The organism is Gordonia oryzae (genome assembly GCF_003797185.1).
Lineage (GTDB): Bacteria > Actinomycetota > Actinomycetes > Mycobacteriales > Mycobacteriaceae > Gordonia > Gordonia oryzae.
This window is the reverse complement of the sequence record NZ_RKMH01000002.1, coordinates 193,084-210,246: the sequence shown is the minus strand read 5'-3', so window position 1 is coordinate 210,246 and position 17,163 is coordinate 193,084. Positions and strand designations below refer to the sequence as shown.

The following is a 17,163-nucleotide window of genomic DNA, read 5'->3' as shown; positions in this document are numbered from 1 at the left end:
AGGCGATCAAGTACCTGGCCTGCGCGCGGACACAGTCCTGGGCATCGCTGCCGAGTCATCTCTCTACTGACGAACCACCTGCGGCGTTGGTTCCATCGGCGCCGGATGCCCCGGCAATGTCATTCGGATGACTGCTCCTCCGAGGTGTGACTGTTCGGCACGTACCGTGCCGCCCATGCGGACCACCACCTGACGCACGATCGCCAGCCCAAGTCCCGACCCGGGCATCGACCGTGACTGAGTGGCGCGGTAGAAGCGCTCGAACACCAGCGCCCGGTCCTCCTCGGGAATGCCGGGGCCGGCGTCGGCGACGGCCAGTTCTGCGGTGGTAGGGGTCAGCTGGGTGAGCATCACCTCCACCGTGCGACCGCGCGGCGACCACTTGGCGGCATTGTCGAGCAGGTTGAGCACCGCGCGGGCGAGGCCATGCTGATCACCGAAGACGAACCACGGCACCAGTGTCGTGGTGAATTCCACATCCGATCGGCGACGACGCACCCGCTCGAGCGCGCCCGAAACAACCTCACCGAGATCGATCTCCTCGTGCACCACCTCGGGCGCATCCTCGCGGGCAAGGTCGACGAGATCGCCGACCAGCGTCGACAATTCGCCGATCTGGGCCATCACGTCCGAGCGCAGTTCCACCATGTCGGCAGTGGGTACCGGTGGCGCGCCGGGCTCGCTCGAGGCGATCAGCAGTTCGAGGTTGGTGCGCAGCGACGTCAACGGTGTACGTAACTCGTGCCCGGCATCGGCGACCAGTCTCGCCTGCTGGTCCCGCGATTCGGCGAGCGCTCGCAGCATCGTGTTGAAACTCTCGGTCAGACGTGCCAGCTCGTCGTTGCCGGTAACCGGGATCGGCGTGAGGTCCCGGGTTCGGGCCACCCGCTCGGTAGCCCGCGTGAGCCTGGCAACGGGTCTCAGCCCCGCTCGGGCCACGGCCATGCCGGCCAGCGCCGCGAGAGCCACCCCGCCGCAGCCGACCACGAAGAGCACCCACGCCAGACGTTTCAGTGTGCGATCGGTGTGCAGCAACGACTGCGCCAGGATCAGGGTGCTGCCGTCGTCGAGTTTGCGGGCGAGCACCCGCTGGTTGTTGATCGTCCGCAGGCTCTGTGCGTTGTTGCCCGGCCGCGTCGGCGACATCGCCACCGACCGCTCGGCGTCACCGAACGGCACCTCACCGACGGTGACCGCAATGCCGTCGGGGCGAACGAGGCCGATGGAGATACTGGTGGAGAACACGGTTCCGGTCAGCAGCGCTTCCGGACGCTGGTTGATCGTGCCGCTCTTGGCCAGCAACGTCATGCCGTCGGCACGGCTCTCCAGCCCGGTATCGATCTCGTTGTACATCGCGCGGGAGACAACGAAGTAGGCCGCCGCAGCCATCAGACTCACGGCGAGCAGCACCACCGTCGCCGACAGCAGCGTCACGCGCACGCGCAGGGAGACCGAGCGCGTCAGCGGCATCGGTGCACGCATCTCGCGCTCACCGTGCTTGGGCAGTCGAAACCATCGGCGCGCGACACCTCGACGAATCCGCGGGGGCATCGAGCTGCCGGGTTTCATCGCCGACGCGTGCGGAGTCGTCTCGTGTGGGATCGACGCGTGCAAGGGTGACGTCGGTGTGTCCGACGTGGCGTGCATCTCGGTCAACGGCGGCGGCGACGCGGAATCGGTCTGGGCGCCCGCCGGGAAACCTCCGGGGTTGGCCACTACGGCGGCGTCTCCCGCAGCACGTATCCGACGCCGCGCACGGTGTGGATCAGACGCGTCTCCCCGTCGGCCTCGGTCTTGCGGCGTAGGTAGCCGACGTAGACCTCGAGGGCATTTCCGGAGGTCGGGAAGTCGTATCCCCACACCTCTTCGAGGATCCGGCTGCGCGAGAGCACCCGCCGCGGATTGGCCATCAGCATTTCCAGCAGCGCGAACTCGGTGCGCGTCAGACTGATCTGGCGTTCGCCGCGGTAGACGTCGCGGGTTACCGGGTCGAGGGAGAGATCCACGAACGTCAGAGTCTCCGAGTCGGCGCCGTCCTCGGGGGCCGCGCGACGCAGCAGGGCACGCAGACGCGCGAGCAGTTCCTCCATCGCGAACGGCTTGGGGAGGTAGTCATCGGCCCCGGCGTCGAGGCCGGCCACCCGCTCGGACACCGAATCGCGCGCAGTGAGCACCAGAATCGGCAGGTCGTCTCCGGTGGAACGCAATCGCCGGCATACCTCGAGGCCGTCGAGGCGCGGCATCATCACATCGAGGATGGCGACGTCGGGTCGCTCGGCTATCACCTTCTCCAGCGCTTCGATGCCGTCACCTGCGGTGTCGACGGTGTAGCCGTTGAAGGTGAGCGATCGGCGTAACGACTCACGCACGGCCCGATCGTCGTCGACCACGAGTATCCGCATGGGTACTAGTTTTATCCACAACTACTGAGAGCTGTCTGAGCAACGCGCAGGTCGTGCGAACTTTCGCACCGAGCGTGGGACCCGCGGTGCGGGGCTGCGCCGGTACCAGCGACGCGGCGCGGTTCCGCCCGACTGACGATTGCCCGCACATCGACCGACCACCGCTGTGAGGCCAAGTTGATTGCCACGTAACCGCGGCATTCGGGTCGTGAAACACACGGTACCGACCCTGGGACGGTGAGCCCGCCGCGTACTTCGCCGTCGACCACTGCAACACTGTGCGCCTATTGCGGGGTCGGCTGCGGGCTCGATCTGACTGTCACCGGCCACTCGGACGAGCCGATACGAGTCCTCAAGAGCACAGGGCGCAAGGATCACCCCACGAACTTCGGTCGGTTGTGCACCAAGGGCTCCACGACCGCCGACATGCTGAACTCCGGTGGCCGGCTGACCGCCCCGCTGGTGCGTTCTTCCCGCGACGCCGAGCCGCAGCCCGCCGACCTCGACGACGTTCTCCTCGACACAGCCACGCGGCTGCGCACCATCATCGACGAACACGGACCCGACGCGGTGGCTCTGTACGTGTCCGGTCAGATGTCGATGGAGGCGCAGTACCTCAGCAACAAGCTTGCCAAGGGCTTTATCCGTACCAACCAGATCGAGTCCAACTCACGGCTGTGCATGGCCAGCGCCGGCACCGGCTACAAGCAATCACTCGGCGCCGACGGCCCACCGGGCTCATATCAAGACTTCGACAACGCCGACGTCTTCTTCGTCATCGGCGCCAACATGGCCGATTGCCACCCGATCCTGTTCCTGCGGATGATGGATCGCGTCAAGGCCGGCGCCACCCTCATCGTCGCCGACCCGCGACGCACCGCCACCGCCGACAAAGCCGACCTCTATCTACCCGTCCGCTCCGGCACCGACCTCGCACTGCTCAACGGATTGCTCCATCTGTTGATCACCGGCAGCCATCTCGACGAGGAGTTCATCTCCGAGTTCACCGACGGATTCGAGCAGATGCCCGAGTTCGCCGCTCAGTACCCGCCGGAGCAGGTGGCCGAGATCTGCGGGATCGACGAGAAGGACCTGCGGGCCGCGGCGGCGTTGATCGGTACCGCCGGCAACTGGATGAGTTGTTGGACGATGGGTCTCAACCAGTCGACGCACGGAACGTGGAACACCAACGCGCTGATCAATCTCCACCTCGCCACCGGCGCGATCTGCCGACCCGGCAGCGGGCCGTTCTCGCTGACCGGTCAGCCCAACGCCATGGGTGGCCGCGAGATGGGCTACATGGGAGCGGGCCTACCCGGTCAGCGTGCCGTGACCTCCGACGAGGACCGGGCCTTTGTCGAAGAACAATGGCGTCTGCCCGCCGGGACTCTCCGCACCAGTGTCGGCGGCGGCACCATCGACTTGTTCTCCCGCATGGTCGACGGACAGATCAAGGCATGCTGGATCATCTGCACCAACCCTGTTGCCTCGGTGGCCAATCGGAGTACCGTCATCGACGGCCTCCGTCACGCCGAGCTTGTCGTCACCCAGGACGCATTCGCCGCCACCGAGACCAACGCCTACGCAGACGTCGTCCTGCCCGCCGCCCTGTGGAGTGAATCCACCGGCACCATGGTCAACTCCGAACGCAACATCACCTTGTTCTCCCCGGCCATGCCGGCACCCGGCCAGGCGCTACCGGACTGGCAGATCATCGCCCGGATCGCTTGCGCAATGGGGTATTCCGATGCATTCACCTACGACAGCGCCGAGGAGATCTTCGACGAGATCCGCCGGTTTCACAACCCACGCACCGGCTATGACCTGCGCGGTGTCACCTACGAGCGGTTGCGCCACTCCCCGATCCAATGGCCGTGCCCGCCGGAGGACACCGACGCCGAGGGACGGCACCCTGTCCGCTACCTCAACGACGGTCGCAGCCAGACGCTGCACCAGTTCGACGACGGCACCCGCCCTCGGTTGGCCTTTGCCACACCGACGCGTCGCGCGCAGTTCTTCGCGCGGCCGCACGTCGATCCGGCGGAGATGCCCGACGACGACTTTCCGGTCCTGCTCAACACCGGGCGCCTCCCACACCAGTGGCACACGCTGACCAAGACCGGGCGAGTCGCCACGCTGAACAAGCTCACGTCCGGACCGTTCGTCGAGATTCACCCCGATGATGCTGCCCGGATGGCGATTTCCGACACCGACCGTGTCGAGGTGGCCTCGCGACGCGGACGTGCGGTACTGCCCGCGCAGGTGTCCGACCGCGTCCGGCCGGGAAGCGTCTTCGTCCCCTTCCACTGGAACGACCTCTGGGGGGAGAGCCTCGCGATCAACGCGGTCACCTCCGATGCCATCGACCCCACCTCCCAGCAGCCGGAGTTCAAGGTGTGTGCCGTCGCCCTCACCAGAGTCGGTGCCGCCGAACCGCCAACAGCGCGGTCGCTTCCGTCGACAGCGCCCCCCGCCGCGCCGACAGCGCCCCCCGCCGCGTCGACAGCGCTCGCCGACTCGCTCGCGTCGGTCCTCGGCGTTTCCGCGATCACCACCCCGTCATTCACCGACGCCGAACGGACCTATCTCGCCGGCCTCGTCGCCGGCCTCCGCGCAGCACCGCCCCACACCGCGGTGCCGACCCTGCCCGCGAGCGCGCCGATCACTGCGGACACCGCCACCTTTGTCAACGGCGTACTGGCCGGGATGTTCTCACGCTCGGTCCGCGCCGACCCGGATGCCGACGCGAATTCCGTCGAGGCGCCGGCGGCGTCGCGCGCAGCGATCAGCGTCCTGTGGGCGTCGCAGATGGGCAACGCCGAAGACTTCGCCGAGACCGTTGTCACGCGTCTGCGCGAGGGCGGACATCCGGTGACGGCCACGGCGATGGACGAGTGCGATCCGACTGCCTTATCCGGCACCGCACTGTTCGTCACGGCGACCACCGGCGATGGCGAACCACCCGACAACGGCACCGGCTTCTGGGATCGCCTGAACGCCGACGACACGCCCGCACTCCACGAGTTGACCTATTCAGTACTGGCTTTCGGCGACTCCAGTTATGACGACTTTTGCGGCCACGGACGCAGACTCGACGAGCGGCTCGCCGAGCTCGGGGCGACGCGCCTGACCGATCGGGTGGACTGCGAACCGGACTTCGAGGAGCCCGCCGAGGTGTGGCTTGAGCGTGTTCTCACCCGTCTCACACCCGAGGCCCCGACCACCCCCGACGTCACCGCCGCACGCATCGAGGTTCGCGACCCCGCCGCGCAGGTCATCGCGCCCGGGTATTCACGCAAGAAGCCGTTGCGCACCAGCCTGATCCACAACAGACGACTGAACACCTCCGGCTCGGCAAAGGATGTGCGCAACTTCGCCTTCCACCTTCCGCCTGGCACCTTGGAGTACCGCGCCGGCGATGCGCTCGGCGTCTATCCGCGCAATAGCGAGAGCCTCGTCGACGAGTGGCTTCACCACACCGGTCTCGATCCAGAGGTCTTGGTGGAGATCCCGGACGGACCAGCCCACCCGGCCGGCACCATCACGCTCGGCACGGCGCTGCGCGATCATCTCGAAATAGCGCGCCTGACACCCGATCTCGTGCGGTTCATGGCCGTGCGCAGTGGCGATGAGAGATTGACGGCACTGACCGCACCCGGCAACAAGGACGAGTTCGCCTCGTGGTCGTGGGGTCGGCAATCCGTGGACGTCCTGGCGACGACTCGAGTCTGCGCCGATGCACAGGAATGGGTTGATGTGATCAAGCCCCTTGCGCCACGCTCCTACTCGATTTCGTCGTCTCCGCTGACCGATCCAGGTGAGGTACATCTGACGGTGTCCGCGGTGCGCTACAACGTACACGGCACCCCACGCAACGGCGTGTGTTCGACCTTCCTCGCCGACCACGCCGAGAGCGCCGAGATCGGCGTCTTCGTGACGCCCACCAACCACTTTCGCCCACCCGCCGACCCCGACACCCCGATGATCATGATCGGACCGGGCACCGGGATCGCACCATTTCGCGCATTCCTCCACGAGCGGCGTGCCCTGGGACACAGCGGGCGCAACTGGTTGTTCTTCGGTGAACAACACAGCGCCACCGACTTCTACTATCGCCACGAACTCACCGACATGCTCTCCGATGGCCTACTGACCCGCCTCGATGTCGCGTTCTCCCGCGATCAGGACCGCAAGATCTACGTGCAGGACCGCATCGCCGAGCACGGCGCCGAACTCTACCGATGGCTGCACGCCGGCGCCCAAATCTATGTGTGCGGTGACGCGAGCCGAATGGCGCGCGACGTGCACGCGACACTGAAAGGTGTTGTCGCCCAGTATGGAAAGCTGTCGGAGAAGAGCGCCGAGCAGTACGTCAACGCACTCGCCGCCGACAAGCGTTATGTGCGCGATGTGTACTGACCGAACGGGGACCGCGGACCGGTTTCCGGCAAATCCTGCACAGAGTTGCAATCCACCGCACCGCAATGACGGTTCACCTATCGCGCATTGCAACCACAGGGACATGACTCGTTGCCACTCTCGCCGCATGACCGCAGTCATCATCGTGCCGACAAAGGGCCCACCGGCACAGCCCGGGACGATTGGCATACCTCGTTCATCCGGCTGATCGTGGCGATCATCGCCGGGATCGCTCACAACGGCGACCTGACGTTGGTGGGCCGCGCCAGCGTCAAGGTGCGTCGAGGTGCCTTCGCGTTGACCTTCGCCCTGGCGGTGGCGACATCGTCGTGCCCCGCGTCAGATTCAGCATCGGCCCGCACACCCTGGTCACCGGGGCAGACGCGGTCGCGAAGTCAACCGGCACTGGCGAGCTGCCGCGTACCAGCGAATTCTTCAGCAACATCATTCCCACATCAATGATCTCGGCGTTCGCGGAGATCGAGCTCCTGCGGACGCCCTTCTTTGCCGTGTGTGCGGACCGGCACTGGCGAACGTGACGAACGCGTGACGCGGGGACCGGCGGGTTGCCGTTACGCCCACACCACGATCCGTCCGTCACGATCCTCGACACGGTAGACCTCGACCGTGCCGATACCCGCTGTGGTGCAACCACCGTCAGCGAAGCTGAACTCGTACTGGTGGAGCGGGCAGACGACGGCGCCGAGGTCGAACTGTCCGTCGGCGAGCGGTCCGCCCTTGTGCGGGCAGACCGCGGAGGTGGCGCGCAGCGTGCCGTCGGTCATCTGAAAGACCGCTACCTGCTTGTCACCGAGCACAAATGCGCGGCCTTCCCCGAGTGCGAGGTCCGCCATCTCGCCAATCTCCACCGGTTCTGCGCTGACGGACCCGGAGCGGGCGGACCCGGAGCGCGCGGACTCCTGGCCTCGACGCTCGACCCCGGTCACCGGACCGGCACCTGCGGCAGCGGCAACAATGGCAGGGCGGAGGAGAACTGGGCGGGCGACTTCGGCTCGTCGCGGTCGAGCCACGGGTCGACGTAGCCGGCGACGGCCGAGTCGATCCGGTCCTGCAATCCCGCGACGAGGCCGTCGCGATCATCGACGAGAATCGCGCGCAATTCGTCGATACCGATCCTGGGCACCCACGCATACGTGCGTTCGAGCCACCTGGCGTTCTCCCGGTAGTACTGGATGAAGATGCCGCACAGTCGGATCACCTCGTCCGGGGAGTCGGCGGTGGCCAGCAGATCGCCCTTGCGAATATGCGCGCCCGCTGCGCCGCCGACGTAGATCTCCCAGAGCCCGTTGCCGATGGCCACCACACCGAAGTCCTTGCACAGTGCCTCCGCACAGTTGCGCGGGCATCCAGTGACCGCCAGTTTGAGCTTGGCCGGCGATTCCAGACCCTGATAGCGCGACTCGATGGCAATTCCCAGCGCCGTAGAGTCGTCGAGACCGAACCGGCAATAGTCGGCGCCCACGCAGGTCTTGACCGTCCGAAAGCTCTTGCCGTAGGCATATCCGGACGGCATGCCGAGATCGGCCCATACCCTGGGCAGGTCTTCCTTCCTGACCCCCAACAGATCCAACCGTTGACCGCCGGTCGCCTTGATCATCGGAATGTCGTATTTCTCAGCGACGTCGGCGATCCGACGCAGTTGCTGCGGCGAGGTGACCCCGCCCTTCATCTGTGGAACCACCGAGAACGTGCCGTCGCGTTGGATGTTCGCGTGTACCCGGTCGTTGACGAACAGCGCTCCCGGTTCACGCTGCCAGTCGGGCCCCCACACCACACGCAACAATGACGCCAAGGGCATTTTCGCCGCCGCATTCTCCCCGTCGGGTGCGAGCGCGTCGAACACCGCGGTGACCGAACGCAGATCCTGACGCCGGATCGCCTCGATCAGTTCGGATTTCGTCAATGGGATGCACGCGACGTACCAGTCGGCGCAGACATCGGGGGTCAGTGTGTCGCCGGCCGCGAACTCCACAACGTCGGCGACGAGACCCTTGCACGAGCCACAACCCTTGCCCGCGCGGGTCGCCGCGCACACCTCGGTGACACTCGTGGCTCCGCCGCGGACGCATGCCACGAGATCGGCCTTGGTCACGCCATTGCAGTTGCACACCTGCGCGTCGTCGGACAATTCCGCGGCTCCGGTTGCCGCACTGGGAGTTCCGATGTCGAACAGCATCGAGATGCGTTCGGCGGGTAGCGGCACCTTCTCGTCGAATGCCTGGGTGAGGAAGCCAACCTTGGAGACGTCACCGAGGAGCATCGCGCCGATGAGTTTGTTGTCGCGCACCACCACTGACTTATAGATACCGTTGCGCGGTTCGTAGAACTGGACGAACTCGTCGTCCTCGCGTTCGGGGCCCTTGACGCCCATCGCTGCGACGTCCACGCCCGCAACCTTCAGCTTGGTGGTCAGGCGCGAACCGTGGTACTCCGCATGTGGATCGGCGCCGGTGAGCACATCGGCGAGAACCGCCGCTTGTTCCCACAGCGGCGCGACCAGCCCGTACACCTCGCTGCGGTGCTGTGCGCATTCACCGACGGCGTAGATGAATGCCTCATCCTCGCAGCGCATCTGGTCGTCGACGACGATCCCGCGTTCGACGACGAGCCCAGCGCCGCGCGCCAGCTCGACGTTGGCGCGGATGCCCGCGGTGACCACGATCATGTCGGCAGGCAGGGTGTCACCGTCGGTGAACTGCACGCCTGCAACGGTTCCGGTGTCGGTGCGCAGGACGGCGGTGGTGCGTTTGCCGGTGTGCACACCTACCCCGAGTGCTTCGATGTTGTTTCGCAGGACTTTTCCGCCGCGCTCATCGAGCTGCTGGTTCATCAGATGGCCCGGTGCGTGCACCACGTCGACCGCCACGCCACGAGTGGTCAACCCGTAGGCGGCCTCAAGCCCAAGGAGCCCACCACCGATGACCACCGCGCGCAGGTGATCCCGAGAGGTCGCCATCTGCAGCATGCCGTTGGTGTCGGCGATGGTACGGAATCCGAAAACCCCTCGCGCCAACCGGCCGTCGGCTTCACGGAGTCCGTCCATGTTGGGGAAGAAGGTGTGCGAGCCGGTCGCGATGATCAGTACGTCGAAACCGATGATCGCGCCACTTTCGCACGTGACGGTCTTGGCAAAACGATCTACCGCGACCGCACGATCGCCGGCGTGCAGGATGACGCCGTTGTCGGAGTACCAGGTCATCGGGTTGAGCATGAGGTCGTCGTCATCGACGGCGCTCTCCCCGGCGAGCACGTGCGACAGCATGATCCGGTTGTAGTTGCCGTACGGCTCGTCGCCGATCATGGTGAGCGAGAACATCTCACCCCCACCGCGCGCCAGGATCTCCTCGACGGTACGGGCGCCGGCCATGCCATTGCCGACGACGACGAGGCGACGTGTCGCACCAGCGCCCGGATGTTCCGGCAGCGAATCCCCCAGCACCTGATCCCCCATCAGATGAGCACCATGCCGAAGTCGATGACGACCACACCGGCGCATCCCGCGGGCGCGGCAACCAGCAGTTCAAGGGTGGAATCGGGATCGACGTCCTGCACCACCCGCAGCGGTACGTTGACCGCACCCCGTGCTCCCATCGGAAAGATCCGCATCGGCGATCCGTCACGCGTGAGAGTCACCGAAATCAGTTCACCGGAGCTGTTGCCACCGCGAAAGTACAACGGTTGAGCGGTCAGTCCGGAGGGCACCACATACGACAGCCCCGGATCGATCGGCACGGGCCTGGCGAGCCCGGAGCCGGTGAATGCGAAGACACCCTGAAGAAAGTGTGGGGTACTGGCCATGAGGCCACTATCGCGATACCGCGTGAAATGCGACTTGCTGCTGTGTTACGAGGGGGTTGTCAGGCGCTCACGCCCTGACCTCCCGGCCGGGAGGTCTTCCGGCCCGGAGGGCCCGGTCGCGGGGCAGCACGCACGACCTACCCGAGATCGACCATCGCCAACCGGCCCGGAATGGTCGTCACATGGGCAGCGCGATCGCATTCCGGGTGAATGACGCGAGAAACTTCGCGAGCAGGGTTCGGCGTCATCAGAGCGGCCCTACGGATTCGATCGCCGCGGTCATCGTTTTCGCCATCTTGCGGCGCCGACCATGTCGGGGATGCGGGTGAACTTCACCCGCGGGCGGCCCTGCTCCTCGCCGCGTCGCCGTTCGATGCGGTCAATGGCGCGCATACCGCGGTAGCCGATGACGTCGCGGGTTCGCTTGCGCAACAACACCCCGAACTCCTCGGACGAGCGAACAGATCGAGGCAGTACGCCGGCAACGGCGTCCTCGATGAAGTCCTCCACGGTGCGTTGCGCGCACATCTTGTTGGCGCCGATGCCGCCACTCGGGCCGCGCTTGGCCCACCCGAGAACGTACACGCCCGGGATGACCTGGCCGTGCTCGTCGAGCATCCGGCCTTCCTGGTTGGGAAACAGTCCGCGAGCGTCGTCGAAGGGCAGTCCCGCAATCGGCACCGATCGATACCCGATGGAGCGCACCACGAGATCCGCGCCGATCCGGCGGGTATGCGCTCCGGTGCGGACGTCGACGGCCTCGACCTGTGTGTGGCCGAGGATGCTCTCCGGTGCGGAGTGAAAGAGGAACACGATGCGACGACGCTGCGGATCGGCGGGACCGGTGAGGTCTGGCAACTCGGCGTCGGGATCGTCATAAACGATGAGCTCCACACCCGGAATCGTCGACAAGGCACGGTATTCCGCCGAGGTGTAAGCCGCCGATGCCTGATCACGACGACCGAGCACAACGACTTCGTGCACATTCTGCTCCTCAAGAATGCGCAACGCACGGTCGGCGATGTCGGTGGTGGCCAACAACTCCGGCGGTGAGATGAGGATCCGCGCGACGTCGAGTGCGACGTTGCCGGTCCCGACGATCACGGCCCGACCGGTTGCGGTGTGGTCGCGGCGGATCGGAGGCGCGACGTCGGCGCCGGGCACCGCGTTGTACCACGCGACGAGTTCGGTCGCCGACGTCGAGCCGACAAGCTCCTCACCCGCAATCCCCAAGCGACGTGACTCACTGGCGCCAACGGCGTAGAACACGGCGTCGAAATGATCCGCGAGCTCGGCAGGGGTGATCTGACCCGGCGCCTCCCCGACCTCGACGTTGGTGGCCATGGTGACCCGCGGATCGCGGTAGAGCAGGTCAAAGCCGTGCAACACACCCTTGGTACCCGGGTGGTCCGGGGCCACCCCGGCGCGGACAAGGCCACCAGGCGTGGGCAGCTTGTCGATGACGGTCACGTGCGCCTCGGTCCGGTCGAGCAGGGTCCGCAGGGCGTATCCACCCGACGGTCCGGTGCCGACCAGCGCAACCCGCAGTCCCGCAGGGAGTTTCGGGATCTCCGGATAGACCACGTCCGACCACCCAGAGGTCACGTCCGGGTTGTTCTTGTAGTAGTCGGCGTTGATCTCGACGAAGACCTTGTCGCGGGTGCCGAGCTTGTCGGCGGGGAAGATCGCGTCCACCGGGCAGGCGTCGGCGCAAGCACCGCAGTCGATGCAGGCCTGAGGGTCGATGTGCAGGATGTCGGAGGTTCCAAAGCCCCGCTCCTCCGGAGTCGGGTGGATGCAGTTGACCGGACAGACCGACACGCATGCTGCGTCGCTGCAACAGGATTGGGTGATGACAAACATCAGAGCATGTGCACTTTCCGGTAGTAGTGCATCGCCGGGCGGGTCAGCAGTCCCACCTCGTCGAGGAACTCCATCAGATGCGCGCAACTGCTGCGGATCATCGACTGAAAGTGCGAGTTGTGGTTCATCTCCTGCACGGCCCGGTCGGCGTCGAGTCCGGCGTCCTCGAATGCCTTGCGCTGGACCAGGCTCGACACGATGAGGTACGCAGCCACCGACACGTACAGCGCGCTGAACTGGCGACGGGTCCAGCTGATGCCCTGCATCGACTCACGCACCTCCTCACGCGCGAACTTCATGTGCCGCGATTCCTCGAGAACATGGATCTCGTTGACGGTACGAATGAACGGGAGTACCCGCTCGTCGCGCATGCAGCCGCGCTGGAAGACGTCGAGGACCTCTTCGGCAACGAGGATGCCGGCATAGGCGACCTCGTCCTTGGCGGTGGCCTTGAAGAGCCTGCCGAGCCGCCCGACCCACTTGGTGGGCTTGTAGGAGGTGCCGACCATCTTCTCGCTCGCCTTGGCGAACATGATCGAGTGGCGGCACTCGTCGGCGATCTCGGTGAGCGCGAACTGGAACTCGGGGCTGTGGTAGGCACCGAGATATTGATCGCGGACGACCATTTCCTGCAGGATCATCTCGAACCAGATGCCGATGTTCATGATCGACGCGAACTCGTGGCGGGTGACCGAGATGCGCTGCTCCTCGGTCAGTTCGTCCCAGTAGGCGGTGCCGTACAGCGACGACCATTCCGGGCTGCAGCCGTACTTCGTCGGGTCCATGGGCACAGACCAGTCGATCTCGGTCATCGCGTTGCGCGACAGCCGGGCCGCCGACGCGAGCAGACGCGTCGACACCTCGTCGGTTCCCTGGTCGCGCATGCTGACCACGACGCCGTCGTCGTCAGCGGTGGTGTGAGGATCTATGCGGTCGATTGCGGCGGTCATGTCGCGGTGCCTCCGTCTCGGTCAGGTCATTACTATGACAACTGCTGATGTCATATCAACGCTTGTTGTCAAGATAGCAGTCACATGTGACCTGGTAAACAACTTCGCTACTATACCCACCAGTAAGTTCCGAGTGATACCACGATTACGCAGGCCACACCGAGGAGTGCACATGTCTTCCATCTTCATCACCGGCGGTGCGTCGGGCATCGGGCTGGCCACGGCCGAGCGGTTCGGACGCGAGGGGTGGACCGTCGGCGTCTTCGACGTGAACCGGGAAGCACTCGACAAGGTGAGCGCCAATCACCCCGACTTCATCACCGGAGTCCTCGACGTCCGCGAACCACAACAGTGGGCCGACGCGCTCGCGGCATTCACCGAACACACCGGCGGCACCCTCGACGTCCTCGACAACAACGCGGGCGTCCTCGTCGCGGGACGCCTCGACGAGATCACCCCCCAGGCGATCCGCGCGCAGATCGACATCGACGCGCTGGGCGTGACCCTCGGCGCACAGGCCGCCTACCCTTACCTGAAGAAGACTCCGGGCGCGCACCTGGTCAACATCGCCTCGGCCTCAGCGATCTACGGCCAGCCCGGCATCGCCACATATTCGGCCACCAAGTTCTACGTCGCCGGCCTCACCGAAGCCCTCGAACTCGAGTGGGAGCACGAGGACATCCGCGTCGTCGGTATCTGGCCGCTGTGGGCCAAGACCGCCCTCGCCGACAACGACGCCAAGACGACCAAGACGCTCGGAGTGCGCATCACCCCCGAGGAGGTAGCCGAGAAGGTCTATGAGTCGGTAAACCCGACCCGTATCGACAGGCTGCTGCACCGCACCAGCTACTCCGTCGGAACCCAAACCCTGGTCCTGGGCAATGCCGCCAAATTCATCCCCAACTTCCTGAACCGGACCGTCAACAAGGTGCTCGCCCAATAGGCGCCCGATGGTCGAGGAGCCCCAGCCGGAAAAGGGCGCCCGGCCGGGTGCATCTTCGAGGGGAACATGGCACGCCCGGCGAGGTCCACACCGGGCACCGACGAGTGCGGGCACCGCGTAGCACCGAGGCCGACGCACTCGCGTATCAGCCGACGGCGACGCTCGCACCGATCGTGCAAACAGGTCCCATACCGAAGGGCAATCAAGCACATGGATCGTGCGACGCGCTTCGGTGAAGGCCGGATGGACGACGACGACACCGGCGCGGACCGCCGACCAGCCCGTCGGCCAGGTCTGCGCAGACGTGGGCCGGCGACGGCGAGGAGCAGATCACGCAGGACGCCGCTACCGACGCGCCCGTGAGCATCGTGACGGTGAGGGCGAGGAGGGCGAGGCCGGCATCCCTGCGTCACCGAGCACCGCGCCCCACTCGGGCGAACACAGCGATGAAGAGAATCTGCGGCTACCCCGATATTCCCGCACGGCAACCGACCCCTCACAACGACGACCGCCCCGAGAAACTCCCGGGGCGGTCGGCACGTTCTGGACCGGCTACCCGGTCACACGTTGGCTCAGCGGCGATCGAGATCGATGATGCCGGCCTGCGCGGCCTTGACGAGGCGGCGCGGGATGCGCTGCGCGACGCCGTTCACCTTGACCTCTTGCAGTGCGGGGTTGTCCGCCTTCCACTGCGAACGACGGCTGCGGGTGTTCGCCCGCGACATCCGGCGCTTCGGTACAGCCATGATCGTGCCCTTCTCTACGTGGTCTCGCCGTTCATCCGCACCGAATACAGGGGGATGATTGCTCCTGGTCAGCGCGTCCGCGGCAGTTAGGCGCGACACGCAACCCGACCAGACTACCCGGCGGGTGGTCGCAGATCCAAAACGCGCCGTCAGCCCCGGCCAGCGGCCGTCACAACTAGGGTGTGTCTCCCAATTCGTCTGCGAGGGAGTGGCGCGAACGATTGTGTTCTGGCAAGGCGGAGGAGGAAGCGATAGCGGCAGCTATCGTGACCGACGACAACGCGGCCAGGGCGCAATCGGGCCGCCAAGACCCGCACAGGGAATTGGGAGACACCCCCTAACTCGACGACAACGCCGCGAAACCGCCGATCAGTATGTTGATGAGGACATAGGCGAGGAAGATCACGAGCGCCGCGGCACCGATGATGATCCCGGCCAGTGCCAATCCTTCGCCTTCCTCGGCGCCTTGCGAGTCCCTGATTTGGTTTCGGGCAATGACCCCAAACACGATCCCGAGCCAGCTCAAACACCCACAGCCGACGACCGACACGACAAGCGCCGCGATGGCCATCGGGTTCGTGCGCTTGGCCGGCACACCGACGTAGGGCGGCCCGTATCCCGGTTGCCCGTATCCCGGTTGCCCGTAGCCGGGCTGGCCGTAGCCGGGCTGGCCATAGCCGGGAGTCCCGGATGCCGGATACGACGGCGCGCCGTAGGCGGGCGGTGTCGGCGACGCCGGCGGCTGCAGCGGCGGCAGCCCCGGACCCTGCGACGGCATCGTGGGCGTGGGGTTCATCTGGGTCGCCTGCCACTGCGAGAGGTCGTCGGACTGTGTGGTCGGCTTGCTGAGATCGATCTTGGAGTGATGAATCGTTGTCTGGTCATCCGGCGATGCGCCGGAGTCCGATGAGTGCCCGCGGTCGTCGTGCGGTGTGGACATGCTTCGACCTTCCTAATCGGCCCGGAGGCGTGATGCTGATGAGAATAGCGAACCGGTCGGTCACCACCGCACACCGAAGGCCGCGGCTCATCCGTTCGATCCGTACTGTTGCCGCGGCAATACACTCGACCGGGTGTCAGGCGTCGTCTCCGGTTTCACCGCGATCTTCATCATGGTCGGCGTCGGATTCCTCCTCGGTCGGACCGGGGTGCTCGGTGACCATGCTCATGAGGTGCTCTCCCGGCTGGTCTTCTTCGTCGCGACACCGGCGCTGTTGTTCTATTCGCTGGTGACCACCGACCTGTCCGTCGTGTTCTCCTCGACCCTGGTCATCGCCGGCGGCAGTGCACTGATCATCGGACTGCTGTACTTCGTCGTGGCACAGGTGCTGTTGGGCAGACCGACTCCCGATCTGGTCATCGGTGCGCTGTCGTCGTCGTATGTCAACAGCGTCAATCTCGGTGTGCCGATTGCGATCTTCGTGCTCGACGACGCGTCGTTCATCGCGCCGCTGTTGCTGTTCCAGATCCTCATCTACTCGCCGATCGCGTTGACCGCACTGGATCTCACCGCGCTGGAACGCGGGACAGGTCACCCGTTCCGTGATGCGCTCGTGTTGCCGCTGACCAACCCGATCGTCATCGGCGGCGTACTCGGGGTGGTCATCTCCGCGATCGGATGGACCCCGCCACAGGCGATCCTGGAACCGTTGAAGATGCTGGGCAATGCCTCGGTGCCGGGAGCCCTTCTCGCCTTCGGCCTGTCGCTGACCGGTGTGACGGTGTTCAAAAAAGGCCAGAGCCCGCGACGCGACATCGTGCTGGCGACCGTGCTGAAGACCATCGCGATGCCAGTCCTCGTCTACGCGATCGCGCGCTGGGGATTCGGCGAGCAGGGCCACAAACTGTTTGCGCAAACCGTGATCGGCGCCTTGCCCACCGCGCAGAACGTCCTGGTCTACGCCACCCGATACCGGAGCGGTCAGGTACTCGCCCGCGACACGGCGTTGATCACCACACTCGCGTCGATCCCGGCGATCGCGATCATCGCGTGGCTCCTGGCCTGATCGTCGAGGTTTCGC

Annotated in this window: 12 protein-coding genes; 3 read left to right on the top strand and 9 right to left on the bottom strand. The window is 65.7% G+C overall.

Annotated features, from left to right (window positions below; genetic code table 11):
• Nucleotides 1-63: 63 nt before the first annotated feature.
• A complete protein-coding gene (locus EF294_RS02930) occupies nucleotides 64-1,482 on the bottom strand; it encodes a HAMP domain-containing sensor histidine kinase (RefSeq protein ID WP_425459392.1) in 1,419 nt (472 codons plus the stop codon).
• Between the two features lie 233 nt (nucleotides 1,483-1,715).
• Nucleotides 1,716-2,402, bottom strand: coding sequence for a response regulator transcription factor (locus tag EF294_RS02925; RefSeq protein ID WP_123925498.1), 687 nt, complete (start codon nucleotides 2,400-2,402; stop codon nucleotides 1,716-1,718).
• Nucleotides 2,403-2,639: 237 nt separating this feature from the next.
• Between EF294_RS02925 and EF294_RS02920 the strand changes: the two genes are divergently transcribed.
• Nucleotides 2,640-6,821, top strand: coding sequence for a bifunctional nitrate reductase/sulfite reductase flavoprotein subunit alpha (locus EF294_RS02920; protein ID WP_123925497.1), 4,182 nt, complete (start codon nucleotides 2,640-2,642; stop codon nucleotides 6,819-6,821).
• A gap of 572 nt (nucleotides 6,822-7,393) precedes the next feature.
• On the opposite strand, the gene EF294_RS02915 is transcribed toward EF294_RS02920, so the two are convergent.
• The 5 genes from EF294_RS02915 to EF294_RS02895 form a co-directional block, all read right to left on the bottom strand.
• Nucleotides 7,394-7,768: a Rieske (2Fe-2S) protein gene (locus tag EF294_RS02915; RefSeq protein WP_342774311.1), complete on the bottom strand. Its 375-nt coding sequence runs from the start codon at nucleotides 7,766-7,768 to the stop codon at nucleotides 7,394-7,396.
• Nucleotides 7,765-10,293 (bottom strand): nitrite reductase large subunit NirB, encoded by a 2,529-nt coding sequence (gene nirB, locus EF294_RS02910; protein ID WP_123925496.1) that lies wholly within the window; start codon nucleotides 10,291-10,293, stop codon nucleotides 7,765-7,767. The genes EF294_RS02915 and nirB overlap by 4 nt, the downstream gene beginning before the upstream one ends.
• Nucleotides 10,293-10,640 (bottom strand): molybdopterin oxidoreductase, encoded by a 348-nt coding sequence (locus tag EF294_RS02905; RefSeq protein ID WP_123925495.1) that lies wholly within the window; start codon nucleotides 10,638-10,640, stop codon nucleotides 10,293-10,295. The genes nirB and EF294_RS02905 overlap by 1 nt, the downstream gene beginning before the upstream one ends.
• 279 nt (nucleotides 10,641-10,919) lie before the next feature.
• Nucleotides 10,920-12,503 carry a 4Fe-4S binding protein gene (locus EF294_RS02900; protein WP_123925494.1) on the bottom strand — a complete coding sequence of 528 codons (1,584 nt, stop codon included), beginning with the start codon at nucleotides 12,501-12,503 and terminating at the stop codon, nucleotides 10,920-10,922.
• Nucleotides 12,503-13,453 carry an AurF N-oxygenase family protein gene (locus EF294_RS02895; protein WP_123925493.1) on the bottom strand — a complete coding sequence of 317 codons (951 nt, stop codon included), beginning with the start codon at nucleotides 13,451-13,453 and terminating at the stop codon, nucleotides 12,503-12,505. Before EF294_RS02895 ends, EF294_RS02900 begins: the two co-directional genes overlap by 1 nt.
• Nucleotides 13,454-13,625: 172 nt before the next feature.
• Here EF294_RS02895 and EF294_RS02890 point away from each other — a divergent pair, with 172 nt between their 5' ends.
• Nucleotides 13,626-14,396 carry an SDR family oxidoreductase gene (locus EF294_RS02890; RefSeq protein ID WP_123925492.1) on the top strand — a complete coding sequence of 257 codons (771 nt, stop codon included), beginning with the start codon at nucleotides 13,626-13,628 and terminating at the stop codon, nucleotides 14,394-14,396.
• A gap of 572 nt (nucleotides 14,397-14,968) precedes the next feature.
• On the opposite strand, the gene rpmF is transcribed toward EF294_RS02890, so the two are convergent.
• Together rpmF and EF294_RS02880 are read right to left on the bottom strand one after the other, a co-directional pair.
• Nucleotides 14,969-15,142 (bottom strand): 50S ribosomal protein L32, encoded by a 174-nt coding sequence (rpmF, locus tag EF294_RS02885; protein WP_014359175.1) that lies wholly within the window; start codon nucleotides 15,140-15,142, stop codon nucleotides 14,969-14,971.
• A gap of 337 nt (nucleotides 15,143-15,479) precedes the next feature.
• Nucleotides 15,480-16,082 (bottom strand): DUF4190 domain-containing protein, encoded by a 603-nt coding sequence (locus EF294_RS02880; RefSeq protein ID WP_123925491.1) that lies wholly within the window; start codon nucleotides 16,080-16,082, stop codon nucleotides 15,480-15,482.
• Nucleotides 16,083-16,215: 133 nt separating this feature from the next.
• Here EF294_RS02880 and EF294_RS02875 point away from each other — a divergent pair, with 133 nt between their 5' ends.
• Nucleotides 16,216-17,148 carry an AEC family transporter gene (locus tag EF294_RS02875; protein WP_123925490.1) on the top strand — a complete coding sequence of 311 codons (933 nt, stop codon included), beginning with the start codon at nucleotides 16,216-16,218 and terminating at the stop codon, nucleotides 17,146-17,148.
• The last annotated feature ends 15 nt before the right edge of the window (nucleotides 17,149-17,163 follow it).